This is a genomic window from Candidatus Pelagibacter sp. PS_17 (assembly GCF_059417945.1).
Window position 1 is genome coordinate 601,577 of the sequence record NZ_CM182073.1, and the last position, 22,548, is coordinate 624,124.

The 22,548-nt window shown below is 29.1% G+C and carries 22 protein-coding genes and 2 tRNA genes; 19 read left to right on the forward strand and 5 right to left on the reverse strand.

All coding sequences use genetic code 11. The features are described from left to right. Positions 1-3 precede the first annotated feature (3 nt). Genes tatB through secF form a run of 6 tightly spaced genes read left to right on the forward strand, consistent with a single transcriptional unit; the run spans position 4 to position 5,019 of the window. The gene (tatB, locus tag AC5SML_RS03125) at positions 4-225 is read left to right on the forward strand and encodes a Sec-independent protein translocase protein TatB (protein WP_020169402.1); all 222 of its coding nucleotides are present in this window, start codon (positions 4-6) and stop codon (positions 223-225) included. After that, positions 212-976 (forward strand): twin-arginine translocase subunit TatC, encoded by a 765-nt coding sequence (gene tatC, locus AC5SML_RS03130; RefSeq protein WP_006996941.1) that lies wholly within the window; start codon positions 212-214, stop codon positions 974-976. The genes tatB and tatC overlap by 14 nt, the downstream gene beginning before the upstream one ends. Beyond that, positions 969-2,228, forward strand: coding sequence for a serine--tRNA ligase (gene serS / locus AC5SML_RS03135; protein ID WP_271564865.1), 1,260 nt, complete (start codon positions 969-971; stop codon positions 2,226-2,228). The genes tatC and serS overlap by 8 nt, the downstream gene beginning before the upstream one ends. 50 nt (positions 2,229-2,278) lie before the next feature. Then, positions 2,279-2,566, forward strand: coding sequence for a preprotein translocase subunit YajC (gene yajC / locus AC5SML_RS03140; protein ID WP_420887231.1), 288 nt, complete (start codon positions 2,279-2,281; stop codon positions 2,564-2,566). Between the two features lie 12 nt (positions 2,567-2,578). Continuing rightward, on the forward strand, positions 2,579-4,132 hold the full coding sequence (gene secD / locus AC5SML_RS03145; RefSeq protein ID WP_494617592.1) for a protein translocase subunit SecD: 1,554 nt from the start codon (positions 2,579-2,581) through the stop codon (positions 4,130-4,132). Then, on the forward strand, positions 4,132-5,019 hold the full coding sequence (secF, locus tag AC5SML_RS03150) for a protein translocase subunit SecF (RefSeq protein ID WP_006996937.1): 888 nt from the start codon (positions 4,132-4,134) through the stop codon (positions 5,017-5,019). Before secD ends, secF begins: the two co-directional genes overlap by 1 nt. 2 nt (positions 5,020-5,021) lie before the next feature. Here secF and AC5SML_RS03155 read toward each other — a convergent pair whose 3' ends face one another. Both AC5SML_RS03155 and uvrA read right to left on the reverse strand, forming a co-directional pair. Continuing rightward, a complete protein-coding gene (locus AC5SML_RS03155; protein ID WP_006996936.1) occupies positions 5,022-5,615 on the reverse strand; it encodes a urate hydroxylase PuuD in 594 nt (197 codons plus the stop codon). A 27-nt stretch (positions 5,616-5,642) separates the two neighbouring features. Further along, positions 5,643-8,522 carry an excinuclease ABC subunit UvrA gene (gene uvrA / locus AC5SML_RS03160; RefSeq protein ID WP_011282082.1) on the reverse strand — a complete coding sequence of 960 codons (2,880 nt, stop codon included), beginning with the start codon at positions 8,520-8,522 and terminating at the stop codon, positions 5,643-5,645. A gap of 89 nt (positions 8,523-8,611) precedes the next feature. On the opposite strand from uvrA, the gene ssb reads away from it, so the two are divergent. The 6 genes from ssb to AC5SML_RS03190 all read left to right on the forward strand — a co-directional run bounded on the left by ssb (position 8,612) and on the right by AC5SML_RS03190 (position 14,073). Next, entirely contained in the window at positions 8,612-9,070 is a 459-nt protein-coding gene (gene ssb / locus AC5SML_RS03165; RefSeq protein WP_006996934.1) for a single-stranded DNA-binding protein, read from the forward strand. A 5-nt stretch (positions 9,071-9,075) separates the two neighbouring features. Further along, the gene (gene gyrA, locus AC5SML_RS03170) at positions 9,076-11,625 is read left to right on the forward strand and encodes a DNA gyrase subunit A (RefSeq protein ID WP_011282084.1); all 2,550 of its coding nucleotides are present in this window, start codon (positions 9,076-9,078) and stop codon (positions 11,623-11,625) included. Next, positions 11,625-12,119: a pantetheine-phosphate adenylyltransferase gene (gene coaD / locus AC5SML_RS03175; protein ID WP_011282085.1), complete on the forward strand. Its 495-nt coding sequence runs from the start codon at positions 11,625-11,627 to the stop codon at positions 12,117-12,119. The genes gyrA and coaD overlap by 1 nt, the downstream gene beginning before the upstream one ends. Further along, positions 12,112-12,666, forward strand: a complete 555-nt coding sequence (locus tag AC5SML_RS03180) for a peptidylprolyl isomerase (RefSeq protein ID WP_011282086.1) — start codon at positions 12,112-12,114, stop codon at positions 12,664-12,666. Before coaD ends, AC5SML_RS03180 begins: the two co-directional genes overlap by 8 nt. Positions 12,667-12,684: 18 nt before the next feature. Then, positions 12,685-13,797, forward strand: coding sequence for a tRNA guanosine(34) transglycosylase Tgt (gene tgt, locus AC5SML_RS03185; RefSeq protein ID WP_006996930.1), 1,113 nt, complete (start codon positions 12,685-12,687; stop codon positions 13,795-13,797). Positions 13,798-13,997: 200 nt separating this feature from the next. Then, positions 13,998-14,073 (forward strand) — tRNA-Lys (locus AC5SML_RS03190). 20 nt (positions 14,074-14,093) lie between these two features. Here the strand turns inward: AC5SML_RS03190 and AC5SML_RS03195 are convergent. Then, complete coding sequence (locus AC5SML_RS03195) at positions 14,094-14,921, reverse strand: M48 family metallopeptidase (RefSeq protein ID WP_271615816.1); 828 nt, start codon at positions 14,919-14,921, stop codon at positions 14,094-14,096. Positions 14,922-15,044: 123 nt separating this feature from the next. On the opposite strand from AC5SML_RS03195, the gene AC5SML_RS03200 reads away from it, so the two are divergent. Continuing rightward, complete coding sequence (locus AC5SML_RS03200; RefSeq protein WP_494617595.1) at positions 15,045-15,659, forward strand: DUF502 domain-containing protein; 615 nt, start codon at positions 15,045-15,047, stop codon at positions 15,657-15,659. Here AC5SML_RS03200 and AC5SML_RS03205 read toward each other — a convergent pair. Further along, positions 15,656-17,707 (reverse strand): ATP-dependent DNA helicase RecG, encoded by a 2,052-nt coding sequence (locus AC5SML_RS03205; protein WP_494617597.1) that lies wholly within the window; start codon positions 17,705-17,707, stop codon positions 15,656-15,658. The genes AC5SML_RS03200 and AC5SML_RS03205 overlap by 4 nt on opposite strands. A gap of 24 nt (positions 17,708-17,731) precedes the next feature. Between AC5SML_RS03205 and AC5SML_RS03210 the strand changes: the two genes are divergently transcribed. Further along, complete coding sequence (locus AC5SML_RS03210; protein ID WP_271481469.1) at positions 17,732-17,998, forward strand: succinate dehydrogenase assembly factor 2; 267 nt, start codon at positions 17,732-17,734, stop codon at positions 17,996-17,998. On the opposite strand, the gene AC5SML_RS03215 is transcribed toward AC5SML_RS03210, so the two are convergent. Then, a tRNA-Ser gene (locus AC5SML_RS03215) sits at positions 17,999-18,088 on the reverse strand. A 92-nt stretch (positions 18,089-18,180) separates the two neighbouring features. On the opposite strand from AC5SML_RS03215, the gene rarD reads away from it, so the two are divergent. The 5 genes from rarD to tmk are packed head-to-tail and all read left to right on the forward strand — an operon-like array spanning position 18,181 to position 22,546. Continuing rightward, positions 18,181-19,062: an EamA family transporter RarD gene (rarD, locus tag AC5SML_RS03220; RefSeq protein ID WP_011282093.1), complete on the forward strand. Its 882-nt coding sequence runs from the start codon at positions 18,181-18,183 to the stop codon at positions 19,060-19,062. Next, entirely contained in the window at positions 19,049-20,050 is a 1,002-nt protein-coding gene (locus tag AC5SML_RS03225) for a lytic murein transglycosylase (RefSeq protein WP_020169415.1), read from the forward strand. Before rarD ends, AC5SML_RS03225 begins: the two co-directional genes overlap by 14 nt. Next, entirely contained in the window at positions 20,040-20,798 is a 759-nt protein-coding gene (locus tag AC5SML_RS03230; RefSeq protein WP_271565029.1) for a hypothetical protein, read from the forward strand. The genes AC5SML_RS03225 and AC5SML_RS03230 overlap by 11 nt, the downstream gene beginning before the upstream one ends. Beyond that, on the forward strand, positions 20,791-21,942 hold the full coding sequence (locus AC5SML_RS03235) for a D-alanyl-D-alanine carboxypeptidase family protein (RefSeq protein WP_494617599.1): 1,152 nt from the start codon (positions 20,791-20,793) through the stop codon (positions 21,940-21,942). Before AC5SML_RS03230 ends, AC5SML_RS03235 begins: the two co-directional genes overlap by 8 nt. Continuing rightward, positions 21,935-22,546 (forward strand): dTMP kinase, encoded by a 612-nt coding sequence (gene tmk / locus AC5SML_RS03240; RefSeq protein WP_018414120.1) that lies wholly within the window; start codon positions 21,935-21,937, stop codon positions 22,544-22,546. Before AC5SML_RS03235 ends, tmk begins: the two co-directional genes overlap by 8 nt. Positions 22,547-22,548 lie beyond the last annotated feature (2 nt).

Genomic DNA, 22,548 nt, shown 5'->3' on the forward strand with positions numbered 1-22,548 from the left:
TAAATGCCCACTATTGGCTGGTTTGAGATTTTAATAGTAGTTGCTGTTGCAATCATTGTTATTGGACCCAAGGACTTCCCCTATATGTTAAAAAAAGTTGGTTCGTGGATTGGAACCACAAAAAGATATATTAGCAATATACAAAATGAGGTAGCTGACCTTGATATCAATTCTAATGAAATAGAAAAACCTATAGAAGAAAAAAAAGATAATGACAAAATCTGAAAATGAAGGCGGTTTTGTAAGCCATCTAACTGAACTTAGAAAAAGATTAATTCATTCTTTTATTTTTTTATTCATTTTTTTTATTGGATGTTATTTTTTTTCAGAACATTTATATGGTTTTTTAGTTGAGCCTTTTGCTAAAGCAGTAAATGAAAGTGGAACTGATAGAAGGTTAATTTTTACAGCTTTGCAGGAAACATTTTTAACATACTTAAAGGTATCTTTTTTTGCAGCATTCTTTGTTACATGTCCCTATATATTGGTACAAATATGGAAATTTATTGCACCAGGACTCTATAAGCATGAAAAAATTGCAATTGTTCCTTATCTAGTTTTAACGCCTATATTATTTTTTCTAGGAGGCATGCTTGTTTATTATTTAATAATGCCACTAGCTATTAAGTTTTTTCTCTCTTTTGAGAGTACAGGAGCTTCAACAGGATTACCCATTCAATTGGAAGCTAAAGTTAGCGAATATCTTTCTCTGGTTATGAAATTAATTTTTGCATTCGGTATAAGTTTTCAGTTACCTGTTGTCCTTAGCTTATTAGCTAGAGTAGGTATTGTTGATGCTGAATTTCTTAGAAAAAAAAGAAAATATGTCGTTGTAATGATTTTTGCTGCAGCTGCACTATTAACACCACCTGATCCCATAACTCAAATTGGACTAGCAATACCATTATTGATTTTATATGAATTATCTATATTTTCTGTAAACATTATTGATAAGAAAAATAAAAAAAATGCATAATATTAAAGAAATTAGAAATGATGTTGAGGCTTTTAAAAAAGCTTTGAATAAAAGATTTATAGAAATAGATGTAGATAAGATTTTATCGTTGGATGAGAATAATAGAGAGTACATCCAACAAAGAGAATTACTTGAAAAAGAAAAAAAAGATATCTCAAAGTCTAAAGATCAATCACTTTTTGAAAAATCAAAAAAGATAACTGTTGAAATAGATAATATTAGTAAATTACAAGCTAGTGTTAAAAATGAATTGGAAACAATTTTGTCATCAATACCAAATATACCTCATCCAGACGTTCCTACAGGTAAAGATGAAAACTCAAATGTAGAAATTTCTAAATCAGGAACAATACCAAATTTTAAATTTAAACCTAAATCACATTATGAATTAGGTGAAGACTTAAACATGCTTGATTTTGATCTAGCAACGAAAACTACTGGTTCAAGATTTGTTTTTGTAAAAGATAAATTGGCCATGCTAGAGAGAGCTTTATCAAATTTTATGCTTGATACACATGTGAATACTAATGGTTATGAAGAAATATCTCCGCCACTAATTGCTACAGATGCTACTATGTATGGTACGGGACAATTACCTAAATTTGATAATGACCAGTTTGAACTTAAATTAGACGACTCTAGTGACAGAAAATTTTTAATTCCAACTGCTGAAGTTATTTTAACCAATATTGTAAAAGACCAAATTATTGATAAAAAAAAACTTCCAATGCGAATGGTTGCCTCAACACCCTGTTTTAGAAAAGAAGCAGGAAGTTATGGTAAAGATACTAAGGGAATGATTAGACAGCACCAATTTTACAAAGTTGAAATGGTGAGTATTGTTGAAATTGATAAGTGCTTACCAGAACTTGATAGAATGACTGATTGTGCAACTAAAATTTTAGATTTACTAAAACTTCCATATCGAAAAATTGTTTTATGTACTGGTGATATGGGTTTTAGTGCTGAAAAAACTTTTGATATTGAGGTGTGGCTTCCATCAGAAGATAAATACAGAGAAATCTCAAGTTGCTCTTCATGTGGATCATTTCAAGCTAGAAGAATGAAAGCCAGATATAAAAACGAAAAAAAAGAAACTGTGCTTGTTGGCACCTTAAACGGCAGTGGTTTAGCAGTTGGTAGAACATTAGTTGCTATATTAGAAAATTATCAACAAGAAGACGGGTCTATTCTAGTGCCAGAAGCTTTAAAGCCTTACATGAATAATATTGAAAAAATTGTTAAGATTTAAAGTTGTTTTAATTAGATAGATGTTGTAAGAATTCATTTTAATTAAGGAGAATTATGGATCAAGGAATAGGCCAATTTATACCACTAATTTTAATTTTTGTTATTTTTTACTTTTTTTTAATAAGACCTCAACAAAAGAAAGTTAAAGAGCATAAAGCCATGGTAGAAAACTTATCAAGAGGAGACAAGGTTGTAACTTCTGCTGGTATTATTGGGACAGTTGAAAGAATTATTGATAATGAAAAAGTTGAAGTGCAAATTGCTGACAATGTTAAAGTAGAAATTATCAAATCTACAGGTATTCAAGGATTACTTAACTCCCCTGAAGTAAAAAAATAACATTTTACTAAAGTGTTATACTTTTCTAAATTAAGAATTACCTTAGTTTCTTTAGTATCAATTTTTTTTATTTTTATTGCTGCATCAAATTTTCAAAACCCTGAAGACAGTTTTATTTCTAAAAAGATAAATCTAGGTTTAGATTTACAAGGCGGATCATATCTTTTGCTAGAAATTGATAATGAACCCGTTGAAATTCAAAAATTACAAAATACAACAACTGTTATTAGAAATTTTTTAAAAGATAAGAAAATAACTTTTAATGATCTAAGAATTGAAGATAAAAAAATAATATTCAGTATACCCAATGATAATATTGAGTTGGTTCAATCTTTTTTTCTTGATAAAGAAATTGATATTAACCCTTATTATTTTCAATATAAATCACATCAGTTTGATGTAAATTTTCAAGATAATGAATTTACGCTAACTCTATCAAAATATGGACTTATTGAAATTAAAACATCTTCACAAGATCAAGCTATAGAAATAGTTAGAAGAAGAGTTGATGAAGTTGGTACAAATGAACCCAATATACTGAAAAGAGGTAATAATAGAATTCTAGTTGAGCTTCCTGGCCTTGATGATCCCATGCGTATCAAGTCACTTTTAGGAAAAACTGCAAATTTAACATTTAGATTTGTCACTCAAAATAATAATGACACTTTTGGTACTGAAGTGCTTCAATTTGAAGATGGAACTAGCGAAGCAATGGTTAGCAAAAGAATAATCTTAAATGGTGAGAATTTATTGGATGCTCAACCACAAATGAATAATCAAACCAACGAAACAGTAGTATCATTTACACTTGATAGAGTGGGGGCAAAAAGATTTGGTAAAGCAACCAGTACAGGAATTGGCAAACAATTAGCCATTGTTCTAGATGGTAAAATTGTTAGTGCTCCAGTAATAAGGGATACTATAGCAAGTGGAAATGGTCAGATCAGTGGAAATTTTACATTTCAATCTGCAACAGACTTGGCATTACTTCTAAGATCAGGAGCATTACCAGCGCCACTTAACATTATTGAAGAAAGAACAGTTGGACCTGACCTTGGTCAAGATTCAATTAATGCAGGAGTTATCGCCCTTATGATTGGTTTCTTATTGGTGATAATTTTTATGTTTGTTAAATATAGAATTTTTGGTCTAATTGCTAACATAACACTATTAATTAACTTATTTTTTTTAGTCGGTATTTTAACTTTATTTGAAGCAACATTAACACTTCCTGGAATAGCAGGTATCATTTTAACGGTTGGTATGGCAGTTGACGCTAACGTATTAATTTTTGAAAGAATTAAAGAAGAATGCAAGAAAGAAAAAAATAATATTATAGCTTTTGATACAGGTTATGTGAAATCAAAAACTGCAATTATAGACTCAAATATAACTACATTAATTGCAGCTGTAATCTTATTCTTTATGGGCTCTGGACCAGTTAAAGGTTTCTCTGTGACTTTAGCTGTAGGAATTTTTACAACACTGTTTTCAGTTTATTTTATTGCAAGAATGCTTACTGGCCTTTATGTCGTTAGAAATAAAGAAAAGACTAAACTAATATAATGATTAATTTTAATAAATTTTATAAACTATTTAATCTAATTTCTTTAAGTTTAGTTATTGCATCTGTTCTATTATTATTTTTTAAAGGACTTAATTTTGGCGTAGATTTTAAAGGTGGAACTTTAATAGAACTAAGGTCTAATGATAAAAATATTAACGTTACTTCTTTAAGACAATCTTTTAATAAAATGAATTTAGGAGATTTTAATATTAAAAAATTTGGTAATGAAAACGATTTTTTAATCAAAATAGAGAAAAAAGATACAAGTGCAAATGCTATAGAAGTTATTAAAAAAGATTTAACATCTTCATTGGGGAGTTCTTTTAATTTCAGAAGAGTTGAAAATGTAGGTCCAAAAGTTAGTTCTGAATTATTAAAGTCTGGTATTATTGCAATCGCTCTATCTCTGGCTGCAATGTTATTTTACATATGGATAAGATTTGAATGGCAATTTAGCTTAGGTGCTATTTTAGCCCTATTTCATGATGTCATTATAACACTTGGTCTTTTTTCATTATTTAGTTTGGAAATAAATCTATCAATAGTTGCCGCCGTTTTAACTATAGTTGGTTATTCAATGAACGATACTGTTGTCATTTATGACAGAGTTAGAGAAAATTTAAGAAAGTTTTCTGATATAAAGATTTATGAACTTACAAATATCTCAATCAATGAAACACTTTCTAGAACTATAATTACATCAGCTACAACATTGCTTGCTTTAGTTTCTATTTATTTATTTGGTGGAGAAATATTAAAAGGTTTTTCTCTAGCTATGATAATGGGTGTAGTATTTGGAACTTATTCTTCAATTTATATAGCTAATCCTATACTTGTGAAACTTAGAGTGTCCCAAAAAACAATCCTAAAAGAAGAAACGGAATAGATTTAATAAAGATTTTGAGCTGCTACCATTGAAAGTAACATTGGTAACGATAAAAGAGTATTTGTTCTTGAAAACAACATTGCTGTCCTTGCTGATTTTGCTTTAAGATCAGGTTCGCACTCAACAATACCTAGTGCTCTTTTTTGATTTGGCCAAATTATAAACCAAACATTAAAAGCCATGTATAAGCCAAGCCACATTCCAATACCAATAGCTGTACTTTTTCCACCACCACCTAAAGTCATAGCATCATGTAAATAACCATTTAAATAAGCTAAAATTAATCCAGACAATACTGTTAGTAAAGCTGCCCATCTGAAATAAAACAAAGCTGCTGGCGCAATAACTTTACCTATAGCAGGTTTTTGTTCGTCAGGAATTTTAGGCATGTTTGGAATTTGAACAAAGTTAAAATACCAAAGAAGTCCAATCCACATAATAGCGACCGTTACGTGAATAAATCTTGTTAACCAGCTCCAAAAAATTGTATCAAAATCAAAACCACCATTACCATAAAATAATCCTAGAAAAAGGATAATAGCTAAAGCTAATGATGCATGAATTGTCTTTGGAAGAGATGATAGTAAATTACCCATAATTAGAATCACTTATACACTAATTTTTTAAATCTTTAACTTCTTTTTAAATTTTTCTTCCAGCATAGGTTTTAAGAATTCCCCAGTATAGCTACCTTTTATTTTTATAATATCCTCAGGTTTGCCTTCTGCGATAATATTTCCTCCTTTGACACCACCCTCAGGACCCATATCAACAATATAATCAGCTGTTTTAATTACATCTAAATTATGCTCAATAACAACAACGGTATTTCCTAGTGCTACAAACGTATGTAGTATTTCTAATAATTTTTTAATATCATGCTGGTGAAGTCCAGTAGTTGGTTCATCTAAAATATACATAGTTCTTCCTGTAGATCTTTTCGATAGTTCCTTGGCTAACTTAATACGCTGAGCTTCTCCACCAGATAATGTTGTAGCCTGTTGTCCAATCTTTATATAACCAAGCCCAACTTTTTTTAATGTTAATAGTTTTGTTTTTATATTTGAAATATTTTCAAAGTATTCACATCCTTCATCCACAGACATATTTAATACATCGGCTATACTTTTATCCTTAAACTTTATTTCAAGAGTTTCTCTATTATACCTAGTTCCCTTACATTCATCACATTGTATATAAACATCAGGTAAAAAATGCATCTCGTATGTAATTACGCCATCGCCTTCACAAGCTTCACACCTTCCACCTTTAACATTAAATGAAAATCTTCCAGGTTTATATCCTCTTGTTTTTGACTCAGGTAGTGCCGTAAACCAATCTCTAATAGGCCCAAAGGCTCCGGTATAGGTTGCTGGATTTGATCTTGGTGTTCTCCCAATTGGTGATTGATCTATATCAATTATTTTATCTATAAGTTCAACACCCTTATAACCTTTAAATGCTTTTGGAACTTTTCTAGCTTTGTTATTTAAGGTTAAATTTAATGCATGATATAATGTTTGCAATATCAATGTAGATTTACCACTGCCAGAAACTCCAGTAACGCAAGTAAAGCTTCCTGTTGGAATTTTAAGATTAACGTTATTCAAATTATTTCCACTAGCTCCATTAATTTCTACAAATCTACCATTCTTAGCAAGTCTTCTAGTTCTTGGAATTTCTATATATTTTTTATGAGATAGGTATTGACCAGTGATACTATTCTTATTTTTAAGTATCTCGTTATAAGTTCCTTGTGCAATGATCTCACCACCGTTAGTACCAGCTTCTGGTCCTAAATCTATTATGTGGTCAGCATTTTCCATAGTTTCAGTGTCATGCTCAACAACGATTACTGTGTTTCCAAGATCTCTTAGTCTTTTCAATGCATTAATTAGTTTAACATTATCTTTTTGGTGCAAACCTATAGAAGGTTCGTCAAGAACATATAATACTCCTGTCAATCCTGAACCAATTTGCGAAGCAAGCCTAATTCTTTGTGCTTCTCCACCGGAAAGAGTCCCGGACTCTCTTGATAAAGTTAAATACTCAAGTCCAACATTTAAAAGAAACGTTAACCTTTCATTAATTTCTTTTAGAATATGTTCTGCTATTTTAAATTGTCTTTTATCAAGATTTTGTTCCAACCCTTTAAACCAGTTAGCAGCATCTAAAATAGATTTTTTTGTAACATCACTTATATTTTGATTATCAATTTTAACACATAAAGCTTCTTCTTTTAGTCTATTACCATTACAGCCTTCACATGCAGAATCCGATTGATATTCTGCTATAGCTTCTCTCTTCCACTCGCTGTCAGATTCAAGAAATCTTCTTTCAAGATTGTTTATGACACCTTCAAAAGTTTTTTTATGAGAATATTTTTCATATCCATCATCATAGACAAATTTTATTTCTTCTTCGTCTGATCCAAATAAAATCACATCTTTAAATTTTTTGGGTAATTTTTTCCATTTTTCATCTAAAGAAAATCCATAGTGCTTAGCAATAGAGGCTAATGTTTGAGCATAATATAGTGTGGTTGATTTAGCCCACGGTTCTATAGCACCATCAGCTATACTTTTTTTTTCATCAGGAACTACTAAATTTGGATCTACATTTAATTTAATACCAATACCTTCACATTCAGCACACGCCCCATATGGACTATTAAAAGAAAAAAGTCTTGGTTCAATTTCTTCGATTGTAAAACCACTTTCTGGACATGCAAATTTTGTTGAGTAAATTAATTTTTCAATTTTTCTAAATTTTTGAGGTAAAGTTTCGTCTTCGTACTCAACAAATACAAGACCATTTGATAAATTTACAGCTGTTTCAATACTTTCAGCTAAACGATTTCCTAGATTTGAGTTCAAAACAATTCTATCAATTAAAACAGATATATCATGCTTAAGTTTTTTATCTAATTCAGGTGCTTTATCTATGTCATAAAGAACCTCATCAATTTTAATTTTTCTAAAGCCTCTTCTTTTATAGCTTAAAATATCTTTTCTATATTCACCTTTACGGCCACGGACCACTGGCGCATATATATAAATTGTAGATTTTTTGGGAAGTTTTTTTATTAAATCGACAATCTGTGTAATTGTTTGTGATGTTATTGGTTTTCCAGTAAAGGGTGAATAGGGCACACCAGCTCTCGCATAGAGCACTCGCATATAATCATAAATTTCTGTAACTGTAGCAACAGTTGATCTTGGGTTCTTTGATGTATTTTTTTGTTCAATAGCTATTGCTGGACTCAATCCTTCAATAAGGTCAACGTTAGGTTTTTTCATTTTATCTAAAAACTGACGAGCATAAGCAGATAAACTTTCAACATATCTTCTTTGTCCTTCTGCATAGATAGTGTCAAATGCTAATGAAGATTTTCCAGAACCGGAAAGTCCAGTAATAACAACAAATTGATCTTTGGGTATTTCTACAGAAACATTCTTTAAATTATGCTCCTTTGCACCCTTGATAACTATCTTTTTGATCATAATTTTAGTTGCTTTAAATTAATAAAATTAATATTGAGTTTATATTGTGATATAAAACTAAATAAATAAATAAACACTTATAAAATATTATGGCTGGAAGTTTAAATAAAGTATTATTAATTGGGCGTTTAGGCGCAGACCCTGAAATTAAACAAATGGTAAACGGCAAAAGCGTTGCAAGATTGAGTTTAGCAACTAGTCAATCATGGAAAGACAAGACAACAGGTGAAAAAAAAGAAAAGACTGAGTGGCACCGAATAGTTGTATTCAATGATGGGTTAGTAAATGTTGTTCAGCAATATTTAAAAAAAGGAGCTCAAATTTATGTTGAAGGACAAATAGCTACTAGAAAATGGAAAGATGAACAATCTGGACAAGACAAATATTCTACAGAAATTGTAATTCAAGGATATAACTCTTCACTAACAATGTTAGGTGGAGGAAATACAGGTGGTGGAATCCAAAATGATAACACACAAGCACCTGCTAATAATTTTGAAGATAGTCCACAAACTTCAAATGATATGGATGACGAAATTCCATTTTAGTTTCTATGAAAGACACAGAAATACCTAAAGATAAAAATATTAAACTTATCTCCATGCATGATGAGATGAGTTCATCGTATTTGTCATATGCGATGAGTGTAATTGTGAGTAGGGCTCTTCCTGATGTTAGGGACGGACTTAAACCAGTTCATAGAAGAATATTATTTGCCATGTATAAAGGTGGTTACGATTGGTCAAAACAATTTAGAAAATCTGCAAGAATAGTTGGAGATGTTATTGGTAAATATCACCCACATGGAGATCAGTCTGTTTATGATGCTCTAGTTAGAATGGTTCAGGATTTTTCTATGAGTTTACCTCTTGTTCAGGGCCAAGGTAACTTTGGATCTATTGATGGAGATCCAGCTGCGGCTATGAGATATACTGAGACTAGATTGGCTAAAGTTTCACAATACTTAATAGACGATATTGAAAAAGATACCATCGAATACAAGAGTAACTACGATGAAACAGAAAAAGAACCATCAGTTTTACCCGCTCAATATCCTAATTTATTGGTTAATGGAGCCGGTGGTATAGCAGTTGGAATGGCAACAAGCATACCTCCACATAATTTAGGTGAAATCATTGATGGAACATTAGCCTTAATTGAGAATAAAGATATTAAGATTAAAGAATTAATGAAACACATTCCAGGTCCTGATTTTCCTACAGGTGGTGTCATCATTGGTAAAGAAATTATTAAAGCAGGATATAATGTTGGTCGTGGATCATTTAAAATTAGAGGTGAAATAAGTGTTGAAGCACAAAAAAATGGTAGAGAAAGACTAGTTATTACTTCTGTACCTTATCAAGTAAATAAATCAGTTTTAAATGAAAGAATTGCCCAACTGGTTAGAGAGAAAAAAATTGAAGGAATAAAAGATATTAGGGATGAGTCTAATAGAGAGGGGATTAGAGTAGCAATTGATTTAAGAAATGGTGTTGAGCCAGAAACTATTAAGCGATTACTTTATAAAAATACTTCGATAGAGAGTTCTTTTGGTTTTAATACTTTAGCAATCGTTGATGGCAAACCTAAAATATGTAATTTAAAAGAGTTTTTAACAAATTTTTTAACGTTTCGTGAAGATGTTGTTATTAAGAAAACTAAATTTGACTTAAAAAAAGCAGAGGACAGAGCTCATATTTTGATTGGGTTATCTGTATCTGTTGAGAATTTAGATAAGATTATAAAAATTATACGGTCTTCAAAAACTCCTGATGATGCTAAAAAATCATTATTAAACACTAAGTGGAAAATTAATAAATCTTTAAAGTTAATTTCACTTGTCGAAGATAAGAAGGAGAAAAATTTATACTCATTATCTGACCCACAAGTAATTGCTATTTTAGAACTTAGACTTCAAAAACTTACAGCCCTTGGTATTAATGAAATAGAAGTCGAAATTAAAAAATTAGCTGATTTAATTAAGGGATATAAGAAAATAATTAATTCCAAAAAAGAACTTTTAAACGTGATAAGTGAAGAGCTTAAAACTATTAAAGAAAAATTTGCTGTACCACGAAGAACTAAAATTATAGATGCTATTTTAAACTATGATATTGAAGAAACTATTCAAAAAGAGTCTGTTATAATTACAGTTACACTTCAGGGATATATTAAAAGAGGAGCATTAAGCAGCGTTAAACAACAAAAAAGAGGTGGCAAGGGTAAATCTGGGATCACAACGAGAGATGAAGATTCTGTAGTACAAACTTTATCAGTTAACACACACACTTCTGTTCTTTTCTTTTCGACAGAAGGACTTGTCTACAAAATTAAAGCTTGGAAGATACCTGAGGGATCAACTACATCAAAAGGTAAATCTCTATTTAATATCTTGCCTTTAAAAAATCATCAATCAATCAGTTCAATTATGCCATTCCCTGATGAAGAAAGTGATACGAAAAATCTTCAAATTGTTTTTGCAACTGCAAAGGGCAAGGTTAGAAAAAACAGTCTAGAAGACTTTTCTTCCATTAATTCAGCTGGAAAAATTGCAATAAAATTAGATCCCAATGATAAAATCGTAGGAGTTGAAATTTGTAAAGATGATCAAGATGTAATGCTAAGTACAAAAAATGGTAAATGCATTAGATTTGAATCAAAGAAACTAAGAATATTTAAGGGTAGATCCTCCAAAGGTATAAAGGGTATAGAACTATCTCCTAATGATGAGATTGTTTCTCTTTCAATAACAAATAAAGAAAAAATCAAAAAAGATACTAAATCTGATGGAAGATTTGTTTTATCAATTACAGAAAATGGATACGGCAAAAAAACTTTAAACAATGAATATAGAGTTACCAATAGAGGTGGTAAGGGCATAATTGGAATTGTTAACTCACCTAGAAATGGCAGTATATGTTCGTCATTTCCTGTTATAGAGGGAGATGATGTGATGATTTCAACAAATAAAGGTAGAGTGATTAGAGTTGCCGTTAAAGAAATCAGAACAGCGGGAAGAAATACTCAAGGTGTAAGAATTATCAAATTATCTGGTGATGAAAAAGTTGTTTCAGCAATAAAAATTGATGATAACTTGGAGTAATGAAAAAAGTTGCCGTATATCCTGGAACATTTGACCCAATTACCTTTGGTCATATTGATGTTATAAATAAAGCTTTAAAATTATTTGATAAAGTTATTATTGCTGCTTCTGATGGTGCTAATAAAAATTATCTTTTCAATTCACTTGAAAGAGTACAATTAATTAAAAAAGCCTTATTTGTTGATTTAAAGTTCGATAAAAAGAAGATTGAAGTTATTTCATTTACATCATTAACAACTGATTTATGCAAAAAATATAAATCTAATATTATTTTAAGAGGTTTAAGAGCAGTATCTGATTTCGAATATGAATTTCAACTAGCTGGAATGAATAGAAAATTGAACAATAATATAGAAACAATTTTTTTAATGTCTGATGTTGAAAATCAAATCATTTCATCAAGATTTGTTAAAGAAATAGTTAGACTAAAAGGCGATATCAAAAAATTTACTACAAAAAGCACAATAAAATCTTTAAAAGAAAAATATGAATAAACTTATAACAAAATTTTTAATTTTATTTTTTATACTAACCAACAACACAATCGCAGAGGAGAATATTATGATTTTAAAGCTTAAAGATGGAGACGTTAAAATAGAACTTTTTGAAGATGTGGCACCTAATCATGTCAAAAGAATTAAGCAATTAGCAAAAGATGGTAAATACGATGGTGTTGTATTTCACAGAGTGATTGATGGCTTTATGGCGCAAACTGGTGATGTTCAGTTTGGTAACTCTTCTAATGATCAATTTGATTTAAGAAGAGCTGGAATGGGTGGCTCTGATTTACCTGATCTTAAAGAGGAATTTAGTGATTTACCTCATGAAAGAGGAACGCTATCTATGGCTAGATCACAAGATCCAAATAGTGCAAACAGCCAATTTTTTATATGTTTTAAAGAAGCGTCTTTTCTAGATAGACAATATACGGTATTTGGTAAAGTTATTGAAGGCATGGATCTTGTTGATAAAATCAAAAGAGGAGATCAAAACAATAACGGTTCTGTTTCTAACCCAGATAAAATCATTAGCTTTAAATAATTTTAGTTCACAAATTTCATGGCGTTAAAGAATTTCAAATTTAATGTCATAGAAAGTGATAAATTTGCTAGAGTTGGAGTAATCGAAACTCATAGAGGCAATATTCAAACACCTGCTTTTATGCCTGTTGGAACACAGGCAACTGTAAAAGCTTGTCTTATTGACGATGTTATTAAAACAGGATCTGAAATAATTTTATCAAATACCTATCACTTAATGATCAGACCAGGTGTTGATAGAATTATTTCTGCTGGTGGTCTACATAAATTTATGAATTGCAAACTTCCCATACTTACAGATTCTGGTGGGTTTCAAGTTATGTCTCTTTCTAAATTAAACAAAGTAGACAGAGAAAAGGGTGCAATATTTAACTCTCATGTAGATGGTAAAAAATTTATATTAAGTCCAGAAGAAAGCATAAGAGTTCAAAAGGGTTTAGACTCTGATATTGTTATGATTATGGATGAGTGTCCTAAGAAAACTACTGACTATAAAGTAATTAATAAATCCATGGAACTATCCATATATTGGGCCGAAAGATCTAAAATAGCTTTTGGATTAAATCCACATAAAGCTTTATTTGGAATAGTCCAGGGTGGTCTATTCAAAGATCTAAGAACAAAATCTCTTAATAACTTAATTAAAATTGGCTTCGATGGATATGCTATTGGTGGACTTGCTGTAGGAGAAAGTCAAAATGAAATGTTTAGTGTTTTAGATGATTTAAAAAATATTATGCCTGATGATAAACCAAGATATTTAATGGGTGTGGGGACGCCAGCCGATATTCTTGGAGCTGTTAAGAGAGGTGTTGATATGTTTGACTGTGTAATGCCTACGAGATCTGGAAGAACTGGTTTAGCTTTTACTTGGAATGGTCGTGTGAATATCAAAAATAATAAATATAAAAATGATAATGAACCTCTTGATCCAAATTGTTCAAATTTAAATCTTAACAAGTATTCAAAAAACTATATAAATCATCTCTTCAATACAAACGAAATCTTAGGTTCTACACTTTTAACCTTACATAACATCAACTTTTATCAAGAATTAATGTCTTCTATTAGAGAAAATATTAAAAAAGGTACATTTGATAAATTTCATGATGAATACATTGATAAGTTGTAATTTAAATATTTGCAATTTCCGATGTTATGGAATAAATAATTGTTTTTTGGTAATAAAAATTATTTAAGTTAGATATTTTTTTATTGTTTAAATTTTTAAGTGTAAAGAAATTTAAAAATTTTAAAGAAGACTTCACCAATAGTTTTTTTTTAAAATTAAATAAAAAAAAACATTTATCTCAACTTTAATAATTTATATGTGGGCCCTTAGCTCAGTTGGTAGAGCAATTCCCTTTTAAGGAATGGGTCGATGGTTCGAGTCCATCAGGGCTCACCACTAAAATAATCTTTTAAATATTAGCTAATTGTAATCGGTGGATAGTCTAAAATGACACTATTTTCCCATTCTGATAAATCTTTTATTCTTTTTGAGGATGATGGGTGGGTGCTCATAAATTGAGGTGGTTCTTTGCCTTTATTTTCTGCCTTCATCCTTTCCCATAACTTTTTAGTTTCCCTTATATCAAAGCCAGATAAAGATGCAAAAATCATTCCCAGGTAATCAGCTTCACTTTCTTGAGTCCTTGAGAAAGGATTCATTATTCCTATTTGTGATAATAAACCTACGGTGTTCATGCCTGTAGCTTGATTGATTTGCCCTAACTTTCCACCTGAAAAAATATCGATCAAAGAAGTTCCAGTTTGTAAAAGTGCACTTCTACTGGCTCTTTCAACCGAATGTTTAGCAACAGCATGTGCAATCTCATGACCCATTACTGAGGCAAGACCGTTTGTATTTTTTGTAACATCAAGTATTCCTGTGTACACAGCTATTTTACCACCTGGCATGCACCAAGCATTTTTTACTTTTTTATTATCTATTAAAATATACTCCCAATCAAAATTAACAGTTGGATCATTTTGACCTGCTCTATAAAAATACTCAGATATAGCGTCTTCCATTCTTTTTCCAATATCTTTAATTTCATTGAGTGTTTTAGCGTCATCACTCATTTTTTCTTTTTCTTTAACTTTTTCAAAAATTTGAGCTGCCTGAGCATTTAATTTTGATTCAGGTATAATTTTCAATTGTCTTCTGTCTGTTATTGGGGCCGTAGAACAAGCACCAAGCATTAAGCCCGAACATCCACATCCAATATAATTTAAAAATTTTCTTCTATTCATTTTATTAAAATTTTGATAATCATATAAATATATACTTTTATGAATTTAAACAATAAAATCTTGGTTGTGCTTTTTGTTATAGCTGTATCTTTTGTAATTTATTCTAGCTATCATTAAATTTTTATGTCTATTAAGAAGAAAAAATCATTTGCTTTAAGATTAAGAAACTATTTTTTTACAGGTGTAATTGTTTTAATTCCAATTGGTTTTACCCTTTATTTAAGCAAATTTTTAATTAATTTTTCTACTAAATTAGTACCATCAGGTCTAAATCCTAATACTTATCTTCCTTATGCGATACCAGGTATTGAAATAATTTTAACAATTATTTTTATTACAGTTGTTGGTGGTCTTTCTTTAACCTTTATAGGTAAAAAATTTTTACAAATAATTGATGATTTGTTTAAAAGAATGCCAATATTAAGAACAATCTACTCTGCCATTGGACAAATGACAGATTCGTTTCGTGAGCAAGAAGGCAATAAAAAAAGTGTTGTACTAGTTGAGTATCCAAGAAAAGGATCTTGGGCAGTAGGTTTTGCTACGAAAGAAAATTCAGGTGAAATTAAAGCCAAAACAAATATTGATTTAGTTAATGTTTTTGTTCCAACAACTCCTAACCCAACAAGTGGTTTTTTATTAATGATACCAAAAGACGATTTGATCTATTTAGATATGACATTTGAAGAAGCATCAAAATTTATAGTCTCTGCTGGAACCTCTAAGCCTAAAAGCTAAACCATATCATTAATTATATCTGCTTGATCATATAACTTGAGTAAAGCTTTATATTTCTTAATATCGGTATTTTCTAATTCTATCTTTTTAATTTGTTTCTCTGCCATTAAAAATAAATCTTCATTTTGAATGGGGTCTGCTAACCTAAAATTTTTAATTCCACTTTGTTTAAAACCAAGTAAATCACCAAAACCTCTTAACTTCATATCTTCTTCTGAAATTTCAAAACCATCATTAGAGTTTTTTAAAATATTAATTCTTTTTTTAGCATTCACACTTAAATTCGACTTAAACATCAATATACAGCTTGCCTGTTTTGTTCCACGTCCAACTCTTCCTCTTAACTGATGTAGCTGAGATAATCCAAATTTGTTAGCATTTTCTATTATGATTACATTAGCATTAGGAAAGTCAATACCGACTTCTATAATTGTTGTCGAAACTAAAATTGAATATTTTTTATTAAGAAATTTATTTAATATTTCTTCCTTCTCTTCATTTTCAATTTTTCCATGTAGTAGTGCAACTTTATTTGGAAAAATTTCATTAAGAAATTTATATTTCATAACAGATGATTGGTGATCTAATTTTTTTGATTCCTCTATCAAAGGACACACCCAGAAGATTTGGTTTCCTTCCTTTATTTCTTTTTTTACAAAGTTGATAACATCGTCTATTTTACTTTCTAATTTGCTATAAGTTTTAACTTCTTTTCTATTACTTGGTTTTTCTTTAATAATAGAAACATCCATATCACCATAAACTGACATAGTTAGAGTTCTCGGAATTGGTGTCGCTGACATTAAAAGAACATCACAATTATCACCCCCTTTATCTGATAAAAGTTTTCTTTGTCTAACACCGAATTTGTGCTGTTCATCAATTATAATATAACCAAGGTTTGCAAAAATAATTTTTTTTTGAAAAATTGCATGTGTGCCAAATACCATTTGAATTTCATTGTTTTCCAGGTTTTTTATAATTCTCTTTTTTTCACTATTTTCACTCTTACTAGAAAGTAATTCAATTTTGATATCTTTAGGAAATAGTTTTTTTGCTAAAGTATAATGCTGTCTTGCCAATATTTCAGTAGGAGCCATTAATGCAACTTGGAACCCTGAATTAATGACATTCAACGAAGAAATCAATGCAACAATAGTTTTACCACTCCCAACGTCACCTTGCAAAAGTCTAAACATTTTACTTTTAGAATTTAGATCCTTATTAATATCACCCAATGAAATTTTTTGATCATTGGTAAGTGTAAAGTTTAATTTATTAACTATATTTTTATGAGCTTTTTCGCTGAAGTTTTTAGAAATTTTTTTAATTTTCTTAATTTTTTTTCGAATTTCCGAATTAACTAAAAAAGATGCTAATATTTCATCATAAGCAAGTCTTTTATAAAAATCAGATTTATAATTTTCAATATTTTTTGGATCATGTAATTTTATTATAGATTCATTCCAACTTTCATTATTAAAAATTTTTAGAATATCTTTATCGTGCCACTCTGGTAAAATAGGTAAGTTTTTTAAAATTTGATTAATAATTTTATTATAGGTTTTTTCAGTAATACCTTCTGTTAATGAGTATTTATTATCAATATTTTCAATTAATGAACTGTCTTGTGAAATATATGTGGGATTCGTTATTTGATATCGGCCTTTATAATTGCCTATCTTCCCACTAATTGTCACTTCTTCATTTAGTGGTAAAATTTTTCTTACATATCCTTCATGACTATTAAAGAATATACAATCAATCTTTCCAGTTTCATCAATACAATTAACTCTATTGGGTAAGTTTCTAACTCTTGGAAATTGATATTTTAATGGAACAATTCTGATAGTTTGGATTACTCCTATTTGAAGATCGCAAATTTTACTAACAAGTGTTCTATCTGTATAAGATTTAGGCAGTTTCCACAGCAAGTCAAAAATATTATTTACTTTTTTTTTCTTCAAAATTTCCATGGTTTTTTTACCCACACCATTTAATTTGGTTAGATCAGCTAATAAATAATCATAATTATTCTTATTTTTCATATTAGTTGTAATATATTAAATATTATGACCATTAATATAAAGGATTTAAAAAATAAAATAACTTATAGAGCTAACTATAGAGGCACCAAAGAAATGGATAAATTGTTAGGTTCATTTACTAAAAAATATATTGATCAGTTTAATGAACAAGAGCTAACCCTTTTGTGTGATTTGTTAGACTTAGATGATGAGAATCTTTATAAATTTAATCAAGGTCAAAATCCAACGATTCAAATTGAATTAAACAAAGTTACAGAGATGTTTCAAAACTATAATTATGCAAGTGAATAGTGGCGGAGAGACTGAGATTCGAACTCAGGAAAGAGTTGCCCCTTTGCCGGTTTTCAAGACCGGTGCATTCAACCGCTCTGCCATCTCTCCGTTAGCAACGTTTTATTATTATAAATTTTTAATTCAACAATAAAATTGATAAATTAAACAGATAATCATTTAATAGGTATAAATTTATTACTGTGGAAAAGCAAAAATTCAATACAGGTATAGGATTAACTGCACTAGGTTCTTTTTGGTGGGGTGTTATTGGTGTTATTTACTTCAAATATATTTCATTTGCAGGCTCTATAGAGGTAGTGATCCATCGTTGTGTGTGGACATCTGTAGCTTTAATAATAACTACTTTTTATTTTTCTAAATGGGATATTTTTTTTGAAATTATAAAAAATAAAAGAAATATAATTTATTTATTTTTTTCAAGCTTACTAATTTTTATAAATTGGGCAACCTGGATTTATGCAGTGGGTACTGAAAAAATTATCGATGCAAGCTTTGGTTATTTTATTATGCCAATCTTAAGCGTATTCCTGGGATATATCTTTTATGGTGAAAAAATTAATAAAAGAAGATGTCTTTCCATACTTCTTGTTTTGCTGTCTATATCATTTCTTTTATTTAAAAGTTTTCATTCAATACCATGGGTTGGAATAATTGTAGCTCTAAGTTGGGGTTTTTATAATCTTCTTAGAAAAAAAGTAAATGTTGATACCGATGTTGGACTTTTAATAGAAAGTCTTTTTATATTACCATTTGCGTTATTTGCTTTTTTTTTACTTTTTAAAAATAATTTAAATCTTTTTAGTATTAACGAGCCTTCATTGATGTTTATACTAATGTTAGCTGGACCAATGACTGTTATACCTCTATTTCTATATGTAAGAGGTGTTGAGTTGTGTGGCCTTGGACCCACTGGAATGATTTTCTACATAACCCCAACATTTCAATTTTTATTGGGCTTTTTTTATTATGATGAGGCTTTTTCTTTTGATAAATCATTAAGTTTCATTTTAATATGGATTGCTGTAATTATTTATTTAAAAGATTTATATGAACATAATTAAATATTTTATAATTATATTTTTCACATTTATTCACGGAACACTATATGCCAATGAAAAAGAATTTAAGGAGTGGTTGGTTAATTTCAAAGCTTATGCTTTAGAAAAAAAAATCTCAGAAAAGACATTCAATTTAGCAATGTCTGATGTTGTGTTTTTACCTGATGTAATAAAATATGACCGTTTTCAGCCTGAGTTTTATGAAGATACCAAAACTTACATATCCAAAAGAACTTCTAAACAAAAAGTAAGTGCGGGCATTAAACTTTATGAATTAAATAAAGATTTCATAAATTCTGTCGACAATAAATTTTCTGTTGAGAAAGAGTTGCTTTTAGCATTAATGGGAATAGAGACTAATTTTGGAACTTATGTTGGAAAAATGGATATATTATCATCACTTGCAACTTTAAGTTATGATCAACGTAGATCTGATTTCTTTACCAAAGAATTAATTACTATTCTTCAATTAATAGATGAGGGGAAAATAAACCATAACATTTTATATGGGTCATGGGCAGGTGCCTTTGGTTTTTTTCAATTTATGCCATCTACAATAGACAACTATGCAATAGACTATGATAAAAATAACATTATTGAGCTTAAATCAACTAAAGATTCATTTGCATCTGCAGCTAACTACATAAATAAAATAGGATGGAAAAAAAACCAACCTTGTTTCATTAAAGTAAAATTAAAAGAAAATATACCTAGCAATATATTAAATACATCTGCAAAAAAAATTCACAATAAAACTAAATTTAAGCTTTTAAAGAAATATATAATTAATGAAGATAGTTTTAATTCTATTAATGAAAATTTGATTGCATCAATAATAACGCCAGACAAAGATATAATACCAGATGCACAAAACTTAGATCCGGCCTACATAGTTTTTGATAATTATGAAAAAATACTACAATGGAATAGATCTTTAAGATTCAGTCTTGCAGTATGCACATTAAAAGAAAAGTTTGAAAATGCTTTATAAAAAACTATTAATTCTATGCTGTTTAATTTTATTAAATAACTGTACACCAATTACCTCAACCAAAAATAAAAATCTTAATTCATTGGAAAATCCATTTATAAATAAAGGATTTAGCCTTATTTATAATGATACGTTTTATTATGATAAGGTTATTTCCAAAAAAATTGATGAACGAAGCTTAATTATTTTTCAAAAAAATTTAAAAAAAAATACAATTGTTAAAATTACTAATATTTTAAATAACAAATCAATTATAGGCACTGTCGGTAGTAATGCTGATTATCCTTTATTTAATAATGCAGTATTATCATTGAGAATAGCAGATGAAATTGGTTTGAATGAAAATGAACCTTATGTAGAGATTTTAGAAGTCCTTGAAGATGCAATATTTGTTGCAAAAAGAGCAAAGACGTTTGAAGAAGAAAAAAAAGTTGCAAACAAAGCACCAGTTAACAATATTAATATTAGTGATCTTAATACTAAACAAAAAAACACTAAAAATGAACTAAGTAAAAAATTTTCTTATGAAATAAAAATAGCTGATTTTTATTTCAATGATACAGCATCATTGCTAGTTGATAGAATCGTAAAAGAAACCATGATTAAAAATGTCAAAATCAAAAAAATTAATGAAAAAAAATATAGAGTATATGCAGGTCCTTTTAATAACATTAACTCTCTACAAAAATCATTTAATGATATAAGCATACTTGAATTTGAAAATATTGAGATTATAAAAAATGATTAAATCAAGACTTATAACGATTTTATTGACCCTCTTACTAACAACTAATGCTAATGCAGCATTTGATGTAAAGGCTAGAACAGCAATATTACAAGATTATCTTTCTGGTGAAATATTATTTGAAAAAGATGCCGATAAATCAATTTATCCTGCATCAATGACAAAAATTATGACAGCCATTATTGCGTTTGATTTAATTAGAAGTGGTGATCTAAGTTTAGATGAAAAATTTTTAGTATCAGAGAATGCCTGGAGACTTTCATCAGCTGGCTATTCTTCAATGTTTATAATGGTTGGTGATGAAGTTAGTGTGGAAAATTTACTTAAGGGAATAATTATTGCATCTGGTAATGATGCTTGTGTTGCGTTAGCTGAAGGTATTGCTGGAACAGAAGATGAATTTGCAGTGATGATGACGGCTAAAGCTAAAGAAATAGGAATGAATAATACTAATTTTGCTAATTCATCAGGCATTAATGATACTGAAAACCTATCAACTGTAAGAGATATTATGCTTATGTCTAATTATCTTATTAAAGAGTTTCCTGAAGAATATAAGTATTTTGCAGAAAAAGAATTTACTTGGAATAGAACAGGGGGTGACCCCATTACTCAAGGTAATAGAAATCCGTTATTATATAAAAGCCTTGGGGCAGATGGAATTAAAACTGGTTATTTAGCAGTTGAAAAATACTCACTAGCATCATCTGTTGAAAGAAATGGAAGACGACTAATAGCTGTAGGTAGTGGCTTTAATACTAAAAATGATAGATCTCGTGAAAGTGCCAAACTTTTAACATGGGGTTTAACTAATTTTGACCTGGTTGAAATTACAAAAGGAAACACACCAATAGAAGACATTGATGTTTGGTTGGGTAAAAAAGATACTGTTAAAACTTATATAAAAAATGATATCTACAAAACTATTCCTAAAGCAAAAAAAAGACTATTGAAGGTATCATTGAATTATAATGGTCCAATTCAAGCACCTATTAAAAAAGATGATATCTTAGGAAAATTAAAGCTAATCTTTGATGGTGAACTTATCGAAGAATATGATCTACTTGCTTATGAAGATGTTAAGAAATTAAATGTTTTTTCACGGTTAATGAAATCAATTAATTTTTTAATTTGGGGTGATGTCTAAAAAACCAATAATTGTATTTGAAGGTATAGAGGGGACAGGCAAATCTCATCATATTAAAAATGTTGCTAACTACTTAACACGTAAAAAAATTAAATTTATTCAAATTAGAGAACCTGGTGGCAGTGCAAATTCAGAAAAAATAAGAAATCTTATTCTTAATAATAAATCTACATTTAATAAAGAAACTGATTTACTGCTTTATCTTTCGGCAAGAAGTGAAAATATGGAAATTATAAGAAAAAATGTTGGTAAAAAAATAATATTAATAGATAGATTTTCAGATTCAACTATTGCCTACCAACATTATGGTATGGGTGTAAACCTCAAGTTTATACAAAATATTAACAATCATCTTTTAAAAAATATTAAAATTGATTTTACTTTTTTAAATACAGTAAATTTATCAAATATGAAAAAAAGGCTTAAACTAAGAAAAAAGCTTAACAGATATGATAAATTTAACAGTAAATTTTATGAAAAAGTACAAAATGGTTTTATAAAGATATTAAAAAAAAATCCTAAAAAATATATTAGAATAAATTCAAATCTAGATATAGATCTTAATGAAAATATAATATTAAATAAAATTAAAGACTTAATTTAGAT